The following is a 17,210-nucleotide window of genomic DNA, read 5'->3' as shown; positions in this document are numbered from 1 at the left end:
GATTTTTAACTCTTTTTTTTAATTGTTTAATACGTCGTATTTGCTATTATTAGGGTTGTATTCTTTTACAATGTCCTTAATTTTTGAAACAATTGCGATATTTTGTGTGCTAGGTCCTAAATTACACAATTCTTCAATAATAATTTTAACATCTAAATTATTTAAAGGTTTACATTTTGCAATCATTATTTTTTCATTATAAGTAGGTTTGGTGTTCTCACCATCTACTAGTAATTCTTCAAATATTTTCTCTCCAGGTCTTAAACCTGTGATTTTAATATCAATATCTTCCGGATATCTAAAGCCTGAAAGGGTAATCATATTGACGGCTAAATCTAAAATTCTGACAGGTTTCCCCATGTCAAAAACAAATATTTCCTGACCTAGTCCCATGGCAGCTGCTTCCAGTACCAATTGAGATGCTTCTGGTATAGTCATGAAATACCTAATGATGTCTTTGTGCGTAACCGTTAATGGACCACCATTTTCAATTTGTTTTTTAAACAAAGGAATTACAGAACCATTAGAGCCCAATACATTACCGAAACGAGTTATTATAAATTTCGTTTTGCCTGTTGTAACTGTGTTTTGGTAACAAATAATCATTTCAGCAATACGCTTTGTTGCCCCCATTACATTGGTTGGGTTAACAGCTTTATCGGTTGAAATTAGAATAAATTTCTCTACCCCATATTTTACAGACAGGTTAATAACATTATTAGTGCCTCGAACATTAACGCTTACAGCTTCATATGGATTATGCTCCATTAAAGGCACGTGTTTATAGGCGGCGGCATGAAACACAATGTCTGGCTTATATTCGTTAAAAATATTATCAATTCTAATTTGATTCCTTATATCTGCAACTATGCATTCTATGTTTGTAATACCTTTTTGGTGAAGTTCTTGTTGCAAATCGTATAAAGGAGATTCGGAATTATCAATCAGTATTAATTTTTGAAAATTATAACGTACTAACTTCCTAACTAGCTCACTACCAATGGAGCCTGCAGATCCAGTGACAAGAATAATCTTATTATTATATTCCTCGACTAACATTGGGTTGTCTATATTTATAGGTTCTCTACCAAGTAAATCTTCCAAATTAATATCTTTAATTTGACCAATACTTAAATCGCCATCTATCCAGTTTTGAACAGCCGGCACTATTTTAACCTTAAGATTTAAGGCAAACAACTTGCTGGTAATTTCTAAAAGCCTGTTGGAGTCTATGCTTTGTATAGAGATGATAACTTCATCAATACTATTTTTTTGAATAAATTCTTTTGTAATTTTATCTGGTTCGTAAACATTAAGAAGGTTAATTTTTTTACCAGCCTTACCATCGTTATCGTCTAAAAATCCCACAACCTTGATATTGCTTTTTGGATCGTTGGATACCGCATCATAGGTTATCATACCAGAAGTACCTGCACCATATATTAGAACAGATTTTTGTTCTTCGAAATCTGTAACAATTATTCTATAAAGTGATTTCACAAAAAATTTAGAGCCTACCAGAAAGAAAATGTTTAGCAGTAAATGAATGTATATAATGGAGCCTGGAATATCAAAAACAACATCAAACTGGTATTTTCTACTTAAAAAAGTGGTTACAATTAGTATGGTGGCTAAAATATTTATTCCAATAATGATGTTAATAATATCTTTAGCGCCAGTAAATCTTACAACGCCTTTGTGGGAGCTTACTATTAAAAAACTTATTAAAGCAGCGACTAAAACAAAAGGGATTTGTTTAAAGAAAAGGTTGAACTCAAAATCAATAATGAAGTTAAAACGAATAATGTATGCAATAAAAAAAGTAAAGGCAACAACACATAAGTCAAAGAGCAAAACCAGCCACTTAGAGGCGTATTGATCTGATAATTTTCTTAAAATGTTAATGAATTTATCCAAAATATTGTTTTATTAAATTGATAATTTTGTCTAATTCACCTTTTGTTAAATTTGAACCACTAGGCAGACATAAAACTGTTTTGTATAATCTCTCTGAAACACCATTGAGATAACTTGTATACTCTTTAAAGATAGGCTGTAAATGCATGGGCTTCCATGAAGGTCTAGCTTCTATGTTGTTCTCTTGCAAAAGATGTAGCAAGTCTTCTCGCATTTTATTAGTTGGAAGCTCAATACAAGTTAACCATCTATTTGAAAAGTAGCCCTCGGGTTCATTTAGAAAACGAATGTCATTTATACTGCTTAATTGATCATAATAATAACGATAGTTTTTCCTTCTTAAGGCTACATAGTTATCAAGAACCTCCATTTGTCCTCTGCCTATGCCTGCTAAAATGTTCGACATTCTATAATTGTAGCCAACATGGGTGTGCGAATATTCAATTCCGGGATCTTTGGCTTGTGTTGCCAAAAAAATGGTTTTTTCTTTCGTCTTAATATCTTTAGCAACTAAAGCTCCGCCACCGGAAGTGGTGATTATTTTATTTCCATTAAAAGATAAAACAGACAAATCGCCAAAAGTGCCACACTTTTTATTAAAGTAGCTACTTCCTAAAGCTTCAGCACTATCTTCAATTATTGGTATGTTATATTTATTCGATATGTTTTGTATTTCCTTCACTTTATGTGGCATGCCATATAAATTAATTACAATTATGGCTTTTGGTTTTTTCCCTATGTTTAATCTATCATTTATGGCCTGCTCCAATAAAATAGGACACATATTCCATGTGTCAATTTCACTATCTACAAAAACGGGTTTAGCGCCTAAGTAAGTTACCGGATTCACAGAGGCTACAAATGTTTTAGTTTGGCAAATGACTTCATCATTTTTTGAAACGTTTAGTAAAACCAAAGCCAAATGTATTGCCGCTGTCCCTGATGTTAAGGCTACTACATTAGCGTTGTTCTCTAAATAAGATTCCAAATCTTTTTCAAAACCATTGACATTAGGTCCTAAAGGCGCAATCCAATTAGTATTAAATGCTTCTTTTATGAACTTTTCTTCATGTCCACTCATGTGAGGTGAGGACAACCATATTTTTGAATTCAAATAAGATTCATTTTTAATCATAGTAAATATCTACGTTTAAACAGCAATCGTCAAATAAATACGTTATATAACTAATATTTACGTTGTTGTATTTTATTTATAATAATGCGTTTCTTAAATCTGAATAATTAAATATTTAATTGTAAGGATTAAAAAAAATTAAATCAGTTAGTTTAAAAGCAAACTTAATACATTTAAACATGCTATAAATTGAAAAAAGGGAAGAATATGTAAAATATTATAGGGCTATTTTGATTGGTTCAATATACAAAAAAAACAATATCACACTTTAAAAATAATGAATCATATTGAGTTTATTTTAAATTATTTAGAGGTTCGGAATTTACACAAGTAGAGGAGAGCTTGCGAATCTTATTTGATTACTTCGGAATAACTCAGTTTGAATAATATTTAAACTAAACTAGCTAATTTTGTCATAGTTATACTATTGAATTTATAGTTTTCATTTAAGTATTTGTAATGTTTTAAAATGGTTTCTAGTCCTTTGAAATTCGCATCTATGTGTTTGCCGAAATTATGAGGATGCCACCAAAGATGAAACATCTCACTGTTTTTTGCGGCGTAAGTCATTGCCCTTTTAACACGATTAATTTTTAAGGGTTCAAAAAATTCTAGGGTTTTACTATAAGGTCTTAAAAAGTTGCTGGAAGGTATGTTTGAAATGTTTTTTGTTGTGTTTAATTTTTTAATATTATAAGTATTAAAGCCAGTTAAGTTTGCATAAGTATCAATTAGCCTAAGTGCTCTAGTGGATTGTTTTTTATAGTAATCTCTATCTAATGTATTATAAATTCGATGATTCTCGACTCCTCTGTAAGAGGTAATGCCATGTTTAACGCATATGTCTAGATATTTTTGATTTACTTGGTTTCTTGGAAAAACTATACTTTTTACGTTAATATTCTTTTTTGAAGCCACAGAAATAGCGGCAACAAGATCTGCCTCAAACTGCTCTTCTGTTTGACCATCTTCTAGACAATAATAATGAGAGTAGGTGTGTGTGCTTATTTCGTGCTGTTTTTTTTTCTTTATTAAATCTATTAAACCAGATGCAAAATGAAATTCATCTTCAGTCTCATTTTCCCCAATAGTTTCCAATTTTGTATAGGGAGAAAATTTGGAATTTGTATAGCCAGGTAATAATTTTGGATTGTTATTTAAAAGTTCCTGCTTATTTTTATTAAACAAAAACCCTACAGTTGCGAAGGTTAGATTAATGTTATAAGTATCTGCAAGATCTAATAGCCTTGGGATTACTAGTTTAACATTCTCTAAATTTTCTTTGTATTCGGCAACACTTCTTTTATCAAAAACTCCCCAGTGTAGTTCAAAATCCAAAGAAATAACAAAGTATCCATTTGAAATATCCATCATGAAATAATAATTTTAAACGTTTTTAAAATAATTTTCAAATCTGTAAACAGATCATGGCTATTAATGTATTTCTTGTTTAATTTGAGTTTTTCAGGCATGATGGTTTCAATATAAAACGCATCAGGATTGTCGGTTCCTTTCAAGAGTTCCGCTTCATCTCTGTAAATGATGGAAGCATAGTCGGTAATTCCAGGTTTCACAGAGAAAATCATTAAATCTTCTTCAGAATAATAATTCACATATTTGCGTACTTCTGGTCTTGGGCCAACAAAACTCATGTTGCCTATAAAAACATTGATTAGTTGTGGGAGTTCATCTAATTTATATTTTCTTAAAAAATAACCTGTTTTTGTTATTCTAGGGTCTCGATCACCAAGGGTCAATAACCCTTTTTTATCAGACCCAACAAACATGGTTCTAAATTTAAAAATTTTAAAATCTTTATTATGCTTGCCAACTCTAGTTTGTAAATAGAAAAGCGAGCCTTTAGATTCTACTTTAATTAGTATTGCTATAAGGAGTAATAAAGGTAATAATATTATTAAACCAAAAAAAGAAAAAACTATATCAAAGATTCTTTTAATCATATTTGCGACTCAATAGCATTAGCTACCGTACTTACAATATACTCAAGCTCTTCTTGAGTTAATTGAGGGTAGATTGGTAGCGATATTTCACATTTGTAATTGTTGTATGCCATTGGATAATCAGCTATATTGAACCCCATTTCTTTAAAAAGACTTAAGGTTGGTAAGGGTTGAAAATGTACATTAACAGCTACGCCATTTTTTGAAATATCTTCAATAATAGTATCTCTGGTTGATTCGGAAATCCCTTTAATCCTTAAGGCATACAAATGACATGAAGATTTTTTGTCTTCATCTTCATATGGAGGTAAAATAGCCCAAGGTTTAGTTTTAAAGAACTGATGATAAAATTCGTAGATATTAACTCGAGTATCGAGAGTTTTTTCAAAATACTCAGGTAATTGAGCCACTCCAATGGCGGCCAAGATATCTGGCATGTTTATTTTTAATCCTGGATAAATAATATCGTATCTCCAGCCTCCAGCTTTAGATTTTGTAAAAGCATCCTTAGTTTGTCCGTTTAATGAAAAACACCTCAAGTAATTATATTCATCTTGGTTATTAAAGGGCTTTGGTAAATTAAGGCAAACAGCACCGCCTTCTGCAGTTGTAACGTTTTTTACGGCATGAAAGGAAAAAACAGTAATATCTGTAATGGATCCCAAATACTGTTCTTTATATGTTGCGCCTATAGAATGAGCAGAATCTGATAGAATAAGAATTCTTCCTAATTTTATCTGATTTTCTGTAGAAGGTGTAAATATATTTTGTTTTTTTTCAAGCAGGTTTAATAACTCATCATAGTTGCATGGCCATCCAGCAAAATCAACAGGAATAATTGCTTTGGTTTTTTGTGTAATTGCTTTTTCAATTTGTTTAATAGAGATATTGAAATCGGCTTCCACATCAACCATCACTGGAGTTGCTCCAACATGTATAACAGCTAAGGCTGTAGCAGCATAAGTGTAAGCAGGAATTATAACTTCGTCTCCAACACCAATACCGTACCATTTTAAGGCCAACATGAGGCCTGAAGTAGCCGAATTAACACAAAGTGTATTTTGCGCTAAGGTATATTTGCAAACAAGTTCTTCCAGAAGTTTAACTTTAGGACCAGTGGTAATCCAACCAGATTCTAAAGCGCTGTTAACTTCTTTTATAACGTCTTGGTTTATATAAGGAGGTGAAAACGGAATTTTCATGATTTTAATTGTGATTAATAGCTGTGTTAAATATAGTTATATATTGTTTAGAAACATTTTCAAGACTGAACAGTTTGACGTGTATTAAAGCGTTTTTGGCTAATTTATCTGCTAATTCCTTGTTTGTAGCAATTTCAATCATAGCATCAGCTAAGGATTCAGAGTCTTGAGGTTCAATTAAAATAGCTTCTTGATTATGCCTTGTAAAATCCCGAACCCCAGTAACATTTGTGGAAATTATTGGTAGTCCAACTGCTGCAGCCTCTAGTAAAACTCTAGAAAAACCTTCTCTAAAAGTAGGCAACACAAAAGCATCAGAGTTTTCCAGCAAATTTAAAATATCGTTTCTGGAACCCAGAATGTCAACTATATCTTCGTATTGAGAAAGAACGGTTTTATTAAGTCTTTTAGAGTTTTCTTCAAGCGGACCAACTAACAGATATTTAAAGTTGTAACCTTTATTGCTACAAATTCTTGCGGCTTCTAAAAGATTGACAATCCCTTTTTCATAAACCAACCTTGCAACACAGATAAAAGTGAAGGTTTGGTTATTTCGTTTGGCTTTTTGCGTTATCAAATCTAACTCAATACCGCTACTTAATATTATGCTATAATTTGAGTTTGAAATTAAATTATATTTTAAATAAAGGTTTTTATCGTCTTCATTTTGAAAAATGGTATTAGTAATTCTTTTTTTCACTAAGATGTGTAAAAACAAATAAACCTTTCTTAAAATGGCGCTAGAAAAGGAATTAGACATAAAAATAGTCCCTAAACCCGTAACAGTTCTTGTTATTGGTGTATTTGTTTTTAATTGTGATAAGGGTACTAAAAATGCAGGTTTGGTATCGAACGTATGAATGAGGTCGAAGGAATTATTCTTAAAAAAATGTTTTAGCCAAGAGAGCGTCTTATAATCTGAAATAGGAGAGAAGCTTCTGTTTAAATTATACGGGACATAAGTTATAGAATCTGGAAAAACCTGATTGCTAGTGCCAATAATAGTGACTTGAAAACCAGCATCCATTAAATAGTTGGACAAAAGAATTCTCTTATGTACATCTTCACCACCAATTATACAGATTTTTTTAGTCATCGAATTGTAATCAGTTCAAATTTAATATTTTCTTTTTAAAAGTTTAAAAAACCAAACCTATATTAAATCACTTTTGAAATTGGTTTTAAACCTTATTATCAAATGCTATCTATCAGGGATTTTAATTTTAAACCAATTTTATCTACTCCATAATCTTTTGCGCGATTATAGCCCAACTCGCTATAGGTTATACGCTGTTCTTGGTTTTCTTGTAAGTATGTAATAGCTTTTGTTAAACCTTCAACATCATCTATATTAATTAAAATTCCATATTTTGCTTTAAAAAAGGATCCGTTTTCTATTTCTATGGGTTCATTTTCGTTCAGTAACTCCAAAGGTCCGGACATGCAGTTAGTAGCAATAACAGGTATTCCTAATGACAAAGCTTCAAGTAGTGCATTTGGAAATCCTTCAGTTAAAGAGCTTAAAACAAAACAATGGCTATCAAAAATTTTAGAATGGACATCAAGGACGTTCCCTTTAAAATTGACCCTATCTTTTAAGTTCAAATTAATTGATAATTGTTCAAGTTCTTCGAGAATGTCGCCATCTCCATAAATATCTAAACGAAAATGCTCTGGTAGTTTGCTCAAACTGTTAAGAATGTGTTTTTGGTTTTTAACAGCCGTTAATCTGCCAACTGTTACAATTTTAAATATGTCTGGTGGATGACTATAATTATCAGAGTTTAACTTTTTATTATTTAAAACAGTAGGGTTGTAAATTACACTGGCATCTATTTTTACGTTGAAATGTGTTCTTAAATCCTGATTAATATGAATGGAATTAGAAAACAACCTATCATTTCTATTATAAAAAAAAGGAATCATTGTTTTCGAGATAATGGAAATTAATTTCGAATTATTATAACGTTTAGAAGGGAAACATCTTTCGCTAATAATGGATTTTAATGTGGGATTAAACATTTTGGCTATTCCTGTCATGGCGTTTTGACGTAGCATAAATGAAATAACAACATCGATCTTTTCAGTCTTTAAAACCTTTTGGTATTTAAAAATAAACTTGATATAATCTGAAAAATGTTGCGCCTTTGAAGTTTTGAATTCTTCCCCTTCTTTTGAAAGCAATATTACTTTGATATCTTTAGAAATAGGAAGTTTTATAATATCATATAATAAAATTAAAGTAACATCGTAATATTTGGTTAATTCGAAGGTAAGTAGGCTAACAACTTTCTCTGCTCCACCAAATCCTATTGCAGGTATAAATAAAGCAATTTTTGTTTTGTTTGTCATCTAATTAGAGTTGACCAAATTTAAAAATAAACTTTCGTATTTCGCAATGATTTTCTTTTTGTTAAAACGTTCTTTAACAACTTGACTAACAGTTTCGGGTTTAAAAGGGTAATTTTTATTAATAACATTTAAATGGTTTATGTATTCCTCAAGTGTTTCAGCAATAAAACCATTTGTTCCATTTTCAATAATTTCGTTTAATCCTCCTGGTGCATTAAATGCTAAGATGGGGGTTCCAACAACGCAACTTTCAATTAACACATTAGGGAAGCCTTCTACGTAAGATCCCTGCAAAAACAAATCACTATGTGTTAGATGTTTATCCACTTCTTTGGTGAATTTAATATATTCAATTTTATCTGTTAAACCATTTTTTTCGATGGTTTCAAATATGATGTCTTTTTCAATGCCACTTCCAATTATGGTATATTTAAATGGGAAATCTACTTGGGAAAGTGCTTCAATAATCCGTAGATGTCCTTTTTGTTTCTTTAATCTCCCAATGGTAATAAATCTTAACGGTTCTTGGTTGTTTCTAATATTGGTTTTTAATTCAAAATCATTTGTAATGGGATTATTAATCAATACTGTTTTACTTTCAGGAATTTTGAAATAATTCAACATATCTTGTTGCATATCTTTAGATTGACAAATAATACAATCCACCAATTTGTAGGCTAAACTAATAACTCGTTTCGAGAATAGAATTGAAGAAGATGGCGTGTATTTATTTAAAACGCTTAAAACATTAGCTTCTCGAGCTACAAATTTAGTCTTTCTAAAAAATGGCGACATAAAAGCTATGAACACATTTAAATGTACAATAGAGCTCACTACAATATCGGGTTTGTTTTTTTTGAAATATGAAAACACACTAAAAAACGATTTTAAAACCCTCGATTTATTAAGATACACAATGTCTAAATTTTTTAGATGATAGACCGTGTCTTTTTCATATCCTGTAACGAGAAGTGTTGTTTTAAACGTCTCTTTATCAATATTTTGAGCTACAAAAGATAATATACGTTCTGCTCCTCCAGCAGCAAGTGATGGGATGACAAATATGATATTTATTTTTTTATTTCTCATTTAATTGGGTATCCTTTTCCGTTATTATCTAACCATTGTTTAAGTACTAAAACTTGCCAAATAATAGTAAAACGATTCCAGCTACCTTCCATGTGTTCCTTTATATAAAGACTAACAAGTTTAGCATCGATACATGGAATATGTTCTAAGTTTTCATCGCTTAGTTCCGAGAGCACATAATCTTTTAAATCTGTTTTAAACCACTCTGAAAAAGGCATCGAAAATCCAGATTTAGGTCTATCGAAAATATGTTTAGGCACGTACTTATATAGCACTTCCTTCAAAATCCGTTTTTGATTTTTTCCTTTAAACTTGAAAGAAGTAGGTAGTGATCTAGCAAATTCCACCACTCTGTAATCTAACAAAGGAGCCCTGGCTTCCAAGGAAAATGCCATGGTAGCTCTATCTACTTTTGTATTGATATCCCAAACGAGGTAGCTTTTTAAATCGAAATCGGATATACGTTCAAATAAATTCTTGTTTTTATGTTTCAGATATTTTATTTCATCTAAATCTAAATAATCCACATCCGATTTTATCCATGACGGATTTAAATGTGTCATGTTGGCTAAATAAATATCGTCAGCCGTTTTATAAGATAATATTTTTGCAATGGTTTGCAGTCTATAGCTAGAGGATAGATTTAATATGGAAGCGCCTATTTTTCTTAAAAAGAATGGAACACTTGAAATTAGTTGTCCTTTTTTTATCCAATTATATCTGTGGTAGCCAATAAAACTTTCGTCCCCAGCATCTCCAGATAGAGCTACAGTAACTTTTTCTCGCGTGTGTTTAGCTAATAACATAGATGGAATTGCTGAAGAATCTGAAAAAGGTTCGTCATAATAATGACAAAAGTCTATAATTAAACTTTTTCCTTCTTCATAATTACATTCAATAACATGGTGATCGGTTTGTAAGTGATCTGCAACTTGTTGAGCATAAATACTTTCATCAAAACCTTTTTCATTAAATTTCACCGAAAACGTTTTCACCTTGCTATTCGTGCTTTTTGTAGCCAATGCCGCTATAACAGACGAGTCAACTCCGCCTGAAAGAAAAATTCCAACAGGAACATCAGCAAATAAACGTAGCTTAACTGCATCTTTTAAAGTATGATCTAGAATGTTTACGGCATCTTCAAAACTGCCTTTATATTTGTTTTCACCTTTGTAATCAATATCCCAATAAGTTTTTTCTGTAAACTCAGTTGTACTTAAGTTAAATACAAAAGAATGTCCTGCTCGAAGTTTTTTTATTTCATTAAAAATAGAGTATGGATCAGGGATGTTTCCCCATGCTAAATACAATGAAATCGCTTTTTTTGAAATACTTAAATTTTGATTGTATAACTGGACAACTGAAAGCTGACTAGCAAATTCAAAGTTTTTCCCATTGTGATAATAATAAAAAGGTTTTTGTCCTAATCTATCTCTTGCTCCAAAAAAGATGTTTTTAATTTTATCATAAATTACGAAAGCAAACATGCCATTAAAGTGGTTTACACAGGATTCCCCATACTCTAAATATGCGGCGCAAATAACTTCCGTATCACTAGTTGTATTGAATTTATACCCTTTTTCTATTAAAGTGATTTTAATGTCTTTGAAATTGTAAATTTCCCCATTAAACACCAAATGTACTTTCTCTTGATATGTAAAGGGCTGGTTAGAACGTTCGTCCAAATCAATGATAGCTAATCTATTATGACCGAAAATCACCTGATTGTCGTCGCCAAAATGATCAAATTTTAATTTGTCTGGACCTCTAAAGTTTGATCGTTCAAGTTTCTCATTAATTTGAGAATTATTATAAGCAATTGTAGAGCCGTAAATTCCACACATATTTTTAAGGATTTAATGTCATGTTGTTAAGATTTTTAGATTCATCTGTAACTCTTTGATAGAGCCAAATGGATGTAAATAATATCAGATAATTATCGAAATAATTATGAGACACAAATAAAAACGTCACGAGAATGGTAGCAATATAAGCATATTCTGGATTGGTTTTCAATTGTCTAAAACTTTTAAACAAGAGATAAATATAAATAATTATAATTAGTAAAAAGGGGATAATCCCAGATTCTCCAATTACCATTAAAAAGGTATTATGTACTCCAAAGGGCACATTTGAATATTTTGTTCTACTGATGCCTTGTAAGGCACCATAACCAACTCCTACAACAGGGTTGTCCAAAATTAAATCGGTATATAAAGCCCAAGTTTCATTTCTGGAATTTTGTGTAATGGTTTTAGTTTCAACATGATTTCCTTCGAAAATACTTTGAAATGCTGTAAACCTGAGCGTATTTAGATTAAACATGGACGACACTGTTAAAACCACTACAACCGCTGTCGAACCGGCCAATAGACTAATGCTGTTTTTTCTGTTTGCAATTATTGCGATAATATTAATTAACACGAGAAGTAGAATAAAAGATCTAGAGAGTGTCATAATTCCAGCGGTGACAATTAATAATTGTAGCGTTAATTTTAGGAAGGTGTTTTTAATTGCAAAAGTTAAAGAAAATGCGATAAGGCAAACAATTCCGGCATTGTTTGGGTTGACGTATAAACCTCCGTAGCGCCCGTAAACTGTTGGAAAAACTACAGCATTTATTAAAATGCTCATAGCTCCAATAAATGCAAAAATGCCTAGTTCTAGACTGGTTGTCTCTTTAGCCAGATACACAATACCTATAATGAAAATGAAATATTTTAAAGCATCAATGAAAAAATCTCTTGTTTCTCCAGTATAATTAATTCCGGAAATCACGTAGTATGCAAGCCCTAGTATAATAAAGGTAATGACCAATTTAGGTTTTGGGCTAATAAAAAAATAGACTATAATTAAGACAAAAAACAGAGCGCTGGTAAAACTTCCGGCGCCAGACCCAAAAATATCTTTGCTATAAGACACTAAATTTAGTAGTGTAATGGATAATAATATGTATTTTATTATTTTCATTTTTTAAATAAAAAAAGGCATATAGATCTGTTTAGTTAGATTCTAATTGCTAAAGGGTATGACTATTTGTTTTTTAATGCTTTACAATCTAGTTTTTTAATTTACAAAAAATAAGCTTCCAAAATGGATGTTTAAGTACCATGACATGTCATATTAAATTTTATTTTGTTTATTAGCATAGTTTAAAAGCACCAAACTCCTTACAATGTATATGGTGGAAGTACAAAGCACTATTCCAAAAATCCCATAAAATTTTAAGAAAACAAAGTCTAGAATAATGTTTAAAGTCATGCTTCCAAAAGAAACGTATGCCATAAATGTGTTTCTATTAAGGCTTGTTAAATATTGAACAATGATATTGTCGCAAATATAAAATGGTGCGCCAATTAGCAGTATTACTTGTAATTTTGAAACTAGTAATGTGTCTTCAGAAGTAAATTGGTTTCGTTCAAATATAAATTGAACTATAAAATCTGAAAAAAATATGACAGGTATAATAATAATAACTAAAGAAATAAATACAAATTTCAGCATCCTTTTTAGCTGTTTTGATGCTTCCTGTTTGTTGTTTGCAATTAATTTAGAAAAATGTGGTAATAATACCCTTGATAAAGCCATAACAGCAATTGCAATTAGGAATGCAGGGATTTTTATGGCATAATTTAATGCGGCAATGGAGCCTACAATCAATTGAGCCGCAAAATATTGGTCTGTTACAGGTATTAAGCCTGTTAAAAACCCAGAACTCACTTTTGCAGGAAGTTGATTGAACATAAGCTTGGTACCTTCAGTTTTAAAATCTGGCTTACTTAATTGAATGATTTTTTTGTACTTTGAGACAATCAATAAAAATGAAAATTCTAGAATACTACCTATTAGTAATCCTACAGCTAAAACTCTTTCTTGAAAAACGTCCTTAAAGAAAAGGAGTAAAATCAACATAGAAATAGAAGTAAAAACAGGATAAATGGTTGAGTATTTGAATTCATCGTGAATATTTAACAAGCCGCTCAAGAGAGATGAGAGCCCCCAAAATAAAATGCATGGTAATAAATAATAAAATTGCACTTTAATTAAAGCGTAATAAGTTTCGGTATGATTTGGAAAAAATAATTCTAAGTAGGTATTTGTAAATAAATACGCCAAAATCATAAAAAAAACAGTGGTAGATATCGTTACAATAAAACTAGTAGCTTGGAAAGAGCTGATGGATCTATCAGTTTTTTGTTCTAGGATATAATTGGGTATAAAAACAGATTTGAAAGCACTTAAAAAAACCTGATAAATAAAACCAGGAACCAAAGAAGCTATAAGGAAAGTATCTAACAATTCTGATAGACCAAAATTACTTGCAACAACTATTTCTTTATAAAAACCAAAACCTTTTACAAATAGAGTAATAACAGCAACAGCTATTATATTAATAACCATTGGGTTTTTTCTAAGTGAATGAAATAAGGTTGTTATTTTGTTTTTAACTTTCAAAAATATTTTTTGTTTATTGTTTTTCTATTAGTTTGTTAATTAAGGTAGACCACTGACTCGCTATTTCATTAGGATTGTTAGCTTGAAGAGATAGAGATGATTTTTCACTAAAAGCATTACGAAGCTCAGGATTATTAATAAGTTCTGTTAAACCAATTTCTAATGCTTTTTGATCTCCTACAGGAATTAGGAATCCATTTTCATTATTCTTTATTAATTCTGATGGACCAAATGGGCAATCAGTAGAGATACATGCCAAACCAAAAGACATGGCTTCAGTAATAACATTTGGAAAGCCTTCATGTTTTGAAGTAAAAGCAAATATTTTAGCTTTATTGTAATATTCTGAAACATCTGAAATGTTTCCAGCCAATATAATATGTTCTTCCATTTTTAAAGAACTAATTAGCTTTTTGTAGCTTTCATATCTATCTCCATCTCCTACTAAAATCAATTTCCAGTTCCCATGCTTTATATTAGAAAAAGCTCGGATTAAAAGGTCTTGGTTTTTAATCTCTATTAATCTACCAACATTTAAAATAATGTTTTCTTTCGGAATTAAGACATCTCTTTTATTTAGTAAGTCGGAGTTTAAAGGGTTTTTAATAATTTCAATTTCAGACTTACTATATTTTTTAAAATAATTTTTTGTTCCTATAGTTTGTACTACCAAACGGCTACTAAAAGGGTAGGCTAGTTTTCTTACCGTATGCCAAAACGCATTGATGTGGAAAAGTTCAGGGTTGGCTCTTTCACTTATAATACATGGTATTTTAGCAAATTTCGAAGCAAGTATGGTGTAAATATTTGTGGCAGGTAAGAAGGCTATGGCTATATCTGTTTTATGTTCCTTTAGAATTCTTGTTAGATTTTTAACAAGTCTGTAATTATTGGTAAGCGAATGAAGTTTATTGGTGTTGGTGTTATATTGAAGTTGACAATAGTTTATTTTAATATTGGAGTTTAGTTTGTAAAATGGCTCACATTTATAATGTACTACAATTAAAACATGGTATTCTTTAATAAGTAAATTGGCCAAAGAGCTAATTACGCGTTGAGCTCCTCCAGCATTTAAATTTGGTAAAACAAAAGCAATCGATTTTTTCAATTTAAAAAAAGGTTATATAATATTATTAAAGCTTGATATCGCTTTCATTCAAGTTTTAAAAATATGTATTTTTTTATTCTAATAATAGTTCTCTATAATTAATTAGATGAAGTAACCTTTTTACAATGTAAAGTGTAGGATTAAGTTTTGTAGGAGAAGTTTTATGAAGCTTAAATTGTTCATAACCTGTTAATTAATTTTTTTAATTGAAAAAATCCAAAACCGATTTGTACCCGTATATAAACCCGATGCCTATTAAGATGCAGTTCGTCGATCGACAAACCGTTTAAAAGTCAAATTAATACTACAAAATACATTTTAAGTAGTAAAAATATTACAAATTTAATGTATTTTAACGATTAGTTTATTTTTTAAGCAATTTTATAAGCATCATTTTAATAGATTAGCAAAAATTAATAGCAAAACCCTTAAGTATGAAACATTTATATGTTAGAAAATTCTCACAGCATGAGAATTTTCAGAAAGTCTTTTTAATTTATTTTTTATTTTTCAGTTTAATTATATCTGCTCAGACCTATCCTACATCTGTTCTGTTGAGTGATATTCAATATGAATCTTACCAAAGTCCCACAAGTGCTGCACCAGATTATTTAGAGACAAATACTAATGAATTTGGTAATAGTTTTAAAAGAATTAGTGATGCTGATGAGTTTGGAACTACAGCTTTTAACTTAAGACACCATTATTCTAAAGATCAACCTTGGAACTCAGATGGTTCCTTAATTAAACTGGCAGGCTATCCAGCGGCCATTTTAGATGCAGAAACTTACGAATTCCTTTATTGGTCTAGTATTCCAAGTTCTGCAACATGGGCAAATACGAACCCTAATTTAATGTATGGAACTTCTGGTAACAAACTTGTTAGCTTTAATGTTACTACAAATAATAGACAAACCTTACATACTTTTAGTGACTATTCTGAAATTGAATATGGTAACAGTGAAGGAAATATGTCTACAGATGATAAATATATTGGTCTTATTGGAGAGAATGGTAATAACCAAACTTTAATTGTTTATAATATTGAAGAAGATGTTATAGTTGCTTCTACATATATTGGTTCTGCCGATTTAGATTGGTTTTCTGTAAGTCAATCTGGACAATATGCTGTTACGTGTTACGGGGTAAGTGGAACGGGAGATGAGCAAGGAATTAAAGTAATGAATATTGATTTAACCAATAGAAGACATTTAAATGACATTATTAATCATGGTGATTTGGGTATTGATACTAATGGAGACGACGTATTTGTAACGTTTGCAGATAACGAAATGCGTGATAATGATTATTATATGAAATCTATCAGACTATCTGATGTTAATGTAACTCCTATGTTTCACTATACTCAAGGTTATGGTATTTGGAATGGTCATGTTAGTACTAGAAATAACAATAGACCAGGATGGGCTTATGTAAGTGAAGGTTGTTGCGAAACAATTGGCTTTAAAGAAATATTTGCTATTAAGTTAGACGGTTCTGATACTATTGAAAGATTTGGAATCCATCATACAGACGAAGATGCTGGATATGGTCATCAAGCACATGCAGTTCCTAATAGAGATGGGAGCAAAGTGATGTTTGCAAGTAACTGGAATAACGATTTTACAGAAGCACATCCACCATCTTTTGTTGTAGAGGCGCAATCTACTCTAAGTATAGAAAATAGCGAAACCATAGCTTCTAACGATATTTTGGTTTACCCAAATCCTTCTTCAGACGGATTAGTTCAAATTAAACTTAATGGAAACATTGCTGTTAAATCTATTCAGTTATACGACATGCTTGGAAGAGTAATTAGAAACGAAGAGATGAATTCTAACGAAAAGAGTTTAAACCTAGAAAGTTTACCTTCAGGAGTTTACTTATTGTCTTTTCAAACTGAAAATAATGGATCTATTACAAAACGAATTATTTTGAATTAGACTAGTTATAAATTTTATGAATGAAGCCTGGAATTAAATTTTCAGGCT

13 protein-coding genes are annotated in these 17,210 nt (G+C 30.7%); 1 reads left to right on the top strand and 12 read right to left on the bottom strand.

Translation table 11 applies throughout. From position 1 onward, the window contains the following. Positions 1-18: 18 nt before the first annotated feature. The 12 genes from IEV77_RS09990 to IEV77_RS09935 all read right to left on the bottom strand — a co-directional run bounded on the left by IEV77_RS09990 (position 19) and on the right by IEV77_RS09935 (position 15,219). Positions 19-1,917, bottom strand: coding sequence for a polysaccharide biosynthesis protein (locus tag IEV77_RS09990; protein ID WP_188464334.1), 1,899 nt, complete (start codon positions 1,915-1,917; stop codon positions 19-21). After that, positions 1,910-3,052, bottom strand: coding sequence for a DegT/DnrJ/EryC1/StrS family aminotransferase (locus IEV77_RS09985; RefSeq protein ID WP_188464332.1), 1,143 nt, complete (start codon positions 3,050-3,052; stop codon positions 1,910-1,912). The genes IEV77_RS09990 and IEV77_RS09985 overlap by 8 nt, the downstream gene beginning before the upstream one ends. A gap of 390 nt (positions 3,053-3,442) precedes the next feature. After that, positions 3,443-4,426 carry a polysaccharide deacetylase family protein gene (locus IEV77_RS09980; protein WP_188464331.1) on the bottom strand — a complete coding sequence of 328 codons (984 nt, stop codon included), beginning with the start codon at positions 4,424-4,426 and terminating at the stop codon, positions 3,443-3,445. Continuing rightward, positions 4,423-5,013, bottom strand: a complete 591-nt coding sequence (locus IEV77_RS09975) for a sugar transferase (protein ID WP_188464329.1) — start codon at positions 5,011-5,013, stop codon at positions 4,423-4,425. The genes IEV77_RS09980 and IEV77_RS09975 overlap by 4 nt, the downstream gene beginning before the upstream one ends. Further along, complete coding sequence (locus tag IEV77_RS09970) at positions 5,010-6,215, bottom strand: DegT/DnrJ/EryC1/StrS family aminotransferase (protein ID WP_188464327.1); 1,206 nt, start codon at positions 6,213-6,215, stop codon at positions 5,010-5,012. The genes IEV77_RS09975 and IEV77_RS09970 overlap by 4 nt, the downstream gene beginning before the upstream one ends. A gap of 4 nt (positions 6,216-6,219) precedes the next feature. Further along, positions 6,220-7,311 (bottom strand): glycosyltransferase family 4 protein, encoded by a 1,092-nt coding sequence (locus IEV77_RS09965; protein WP_188464325.1) that lies wholly within the window; start codon positions 7,309-7,311, stop codon positions 6,220-6,222. Between the two features lie 98 nt (positions 7,312-7,409). Next, positions 7,410-8,567, bottom strand: coding sequence for a glycosyltransferase (locus tag IEV77_RS09960; protein ID WP_188464324.1), 1,158 nt, complete (start codon positions 8,565-8,567; stop codon positions 7,410-7,412). Then, entirely contained in the window at positions 8,568-9,656 is a 1,089-nt protein-coding gene (locus IEV77_RS09955) for a glycosyltransferase (protein WP_188464322.1), read from the bottom strand. It lies immediately after the preceding gene. After that, positions 9,653-11,500: an asparagine synthase (glutamine-hydrolyzing) gene (gene asnB, locus IEV77_RS09950; protein ID WP_188464320.1), complete on the bottom strand. Its 1,848-nt coding sequence runs from the start codon at positions 11,498-11,500 to the stop codon at positions 9,653-9,655. The genes IEV77_RS09955 and asnB overlap by 4 nt, the downstream gene beginning before the upstream one ends. Before the next feature lie 4 nt (positions 11,501-11,504). Next, entirely contained in the window at positions 11,505-12,626 is a 1,122-nt protein-coding gene (locus IEV77_RS09945; RefSeq protein WP_188464318.1) for an O-antigen ligase family protein, read from the bottom strand. A gap of 153 nt (positions 12,627-12,779) precedes the next feature. Next, positions 12,780-14,111, bottom strand: coding sequence for a murein biosynthesis integral membrane protein MurJ (gene murJ, locus IEV77_RS09940; protein WP_229736643.1), 1,332 nt, complete (start codon positions 14,109-14,111; stop codon positions 12,780-12,782). A 13-nt stretch (positions 14,112-14,124) separates the two neighbouring features. Next, positions 14,125-15,219, bottom strand: a complete 1,095-nt coding sequence (locus IEV77_RS09935) for a glycosyltransferase family 4 protein (protein WP_188464316.1) — start codon at positions 15,217-15,219, stop codon at positions 14,125-14,127. 434 nt (positions 15,220-15,653) lie between these two features. Here IEV77_RS09935 and IEV77_RS09930 point away from each other — a divergent pair, with 434 nt between their 5' ends. Beyond that, positions 15,654-17,162: a T9SS type A sorting domain-containing protein gene (locus IEV77_RS09930; protein ID WP_188464314.1), complete on the top strand. Its 1,509-nt coding sequence runs from the start codon at positions 15,654-15,656 to the stop codon at positions 17,160-17,162. The last annotated feature ends 48 nt before the right edge of the window (positions 17,163-17,210 follow it).

The sequence above is a fragment of the Xanthomarina arctica genome (genome assembly GCF_014638915.1).
Lineage (GTDB): Bacteria > Bacteroidota > Bacteroidia > Flavobacteriales > Flavobacteriaceae > Xanthomarina > Xanthomarina arctica.
This window is presented reverse-complemented; position numbering and strand designations above follow the sequence as displayed.

Coding starts and splice junctions, on each gene's coding strand:
- IEV77_RS09985 (WP_188464332.1), bottom strand. CDS start 3,052: ATGATTAAAAATGAATCTTATTTGAATTCAAAAATATGGTTGTCCTCA.
- IEV77_RS09980 (WP_188464331.1), bottom strand. CDS start 4,426: ATGATGGATATTTCAAATGGATACTTTGTTATTTCTTTGGATTTTGAA.
- IEV77_RS09975 (WP_188464329.1), bottom strand. CDS start 5,013: ATGATTAAAAGAATCTTTGATATAGTTTTTTCTTTTTTTGGTTTAATA.
- IEV77_RS09970 (WP_188464327.1), bottom strand. CDS start 6,215: ATGAAAATTCCGTTTTCACCTCCTTATATAAACCAAGACGTTATAAAA.
- IEV77_RS09965 (WP_188464325.1), bottom strand. CDS start 7,311: ATGACTAAAAAAATCTGTATAATTGGTGGTGAAGATGTACATAAGAGA.
- IEV77_RS09960 (WP_188464324.1), bottom strand. CDS start 8,567: ATGACAAACAAAACAAAAATTGCTTTATTTATACCTGCAATAGGATTT.
- IEV77_RS09955 (WP_188464322.1), bottom strand. CDS start 9,656: ATGAGAAATAAAAAAATAAATATCATATTTGTCATCCCATCACTTGCT.
- asnB (WP_188464320.1), bottom strand. CDS start 11,500: ATGTGTGGAATTTACGGCTCTACAATTGCTTATAATAATTCTCAAATT.
- IEV77_RS09945 (WP_188464318.1), bottom strand. CDS start 12,626: ATGAAAATAATAAAATACATATTATTATCCATTACACTACTAAATTTA.
- IEV77_RS09930 (WP_188464314.1), top strand. CDS start 15,654: ATGAAACATTTATATGTTAGAAAATTCTCACAGCATGAGAATTTTCAG.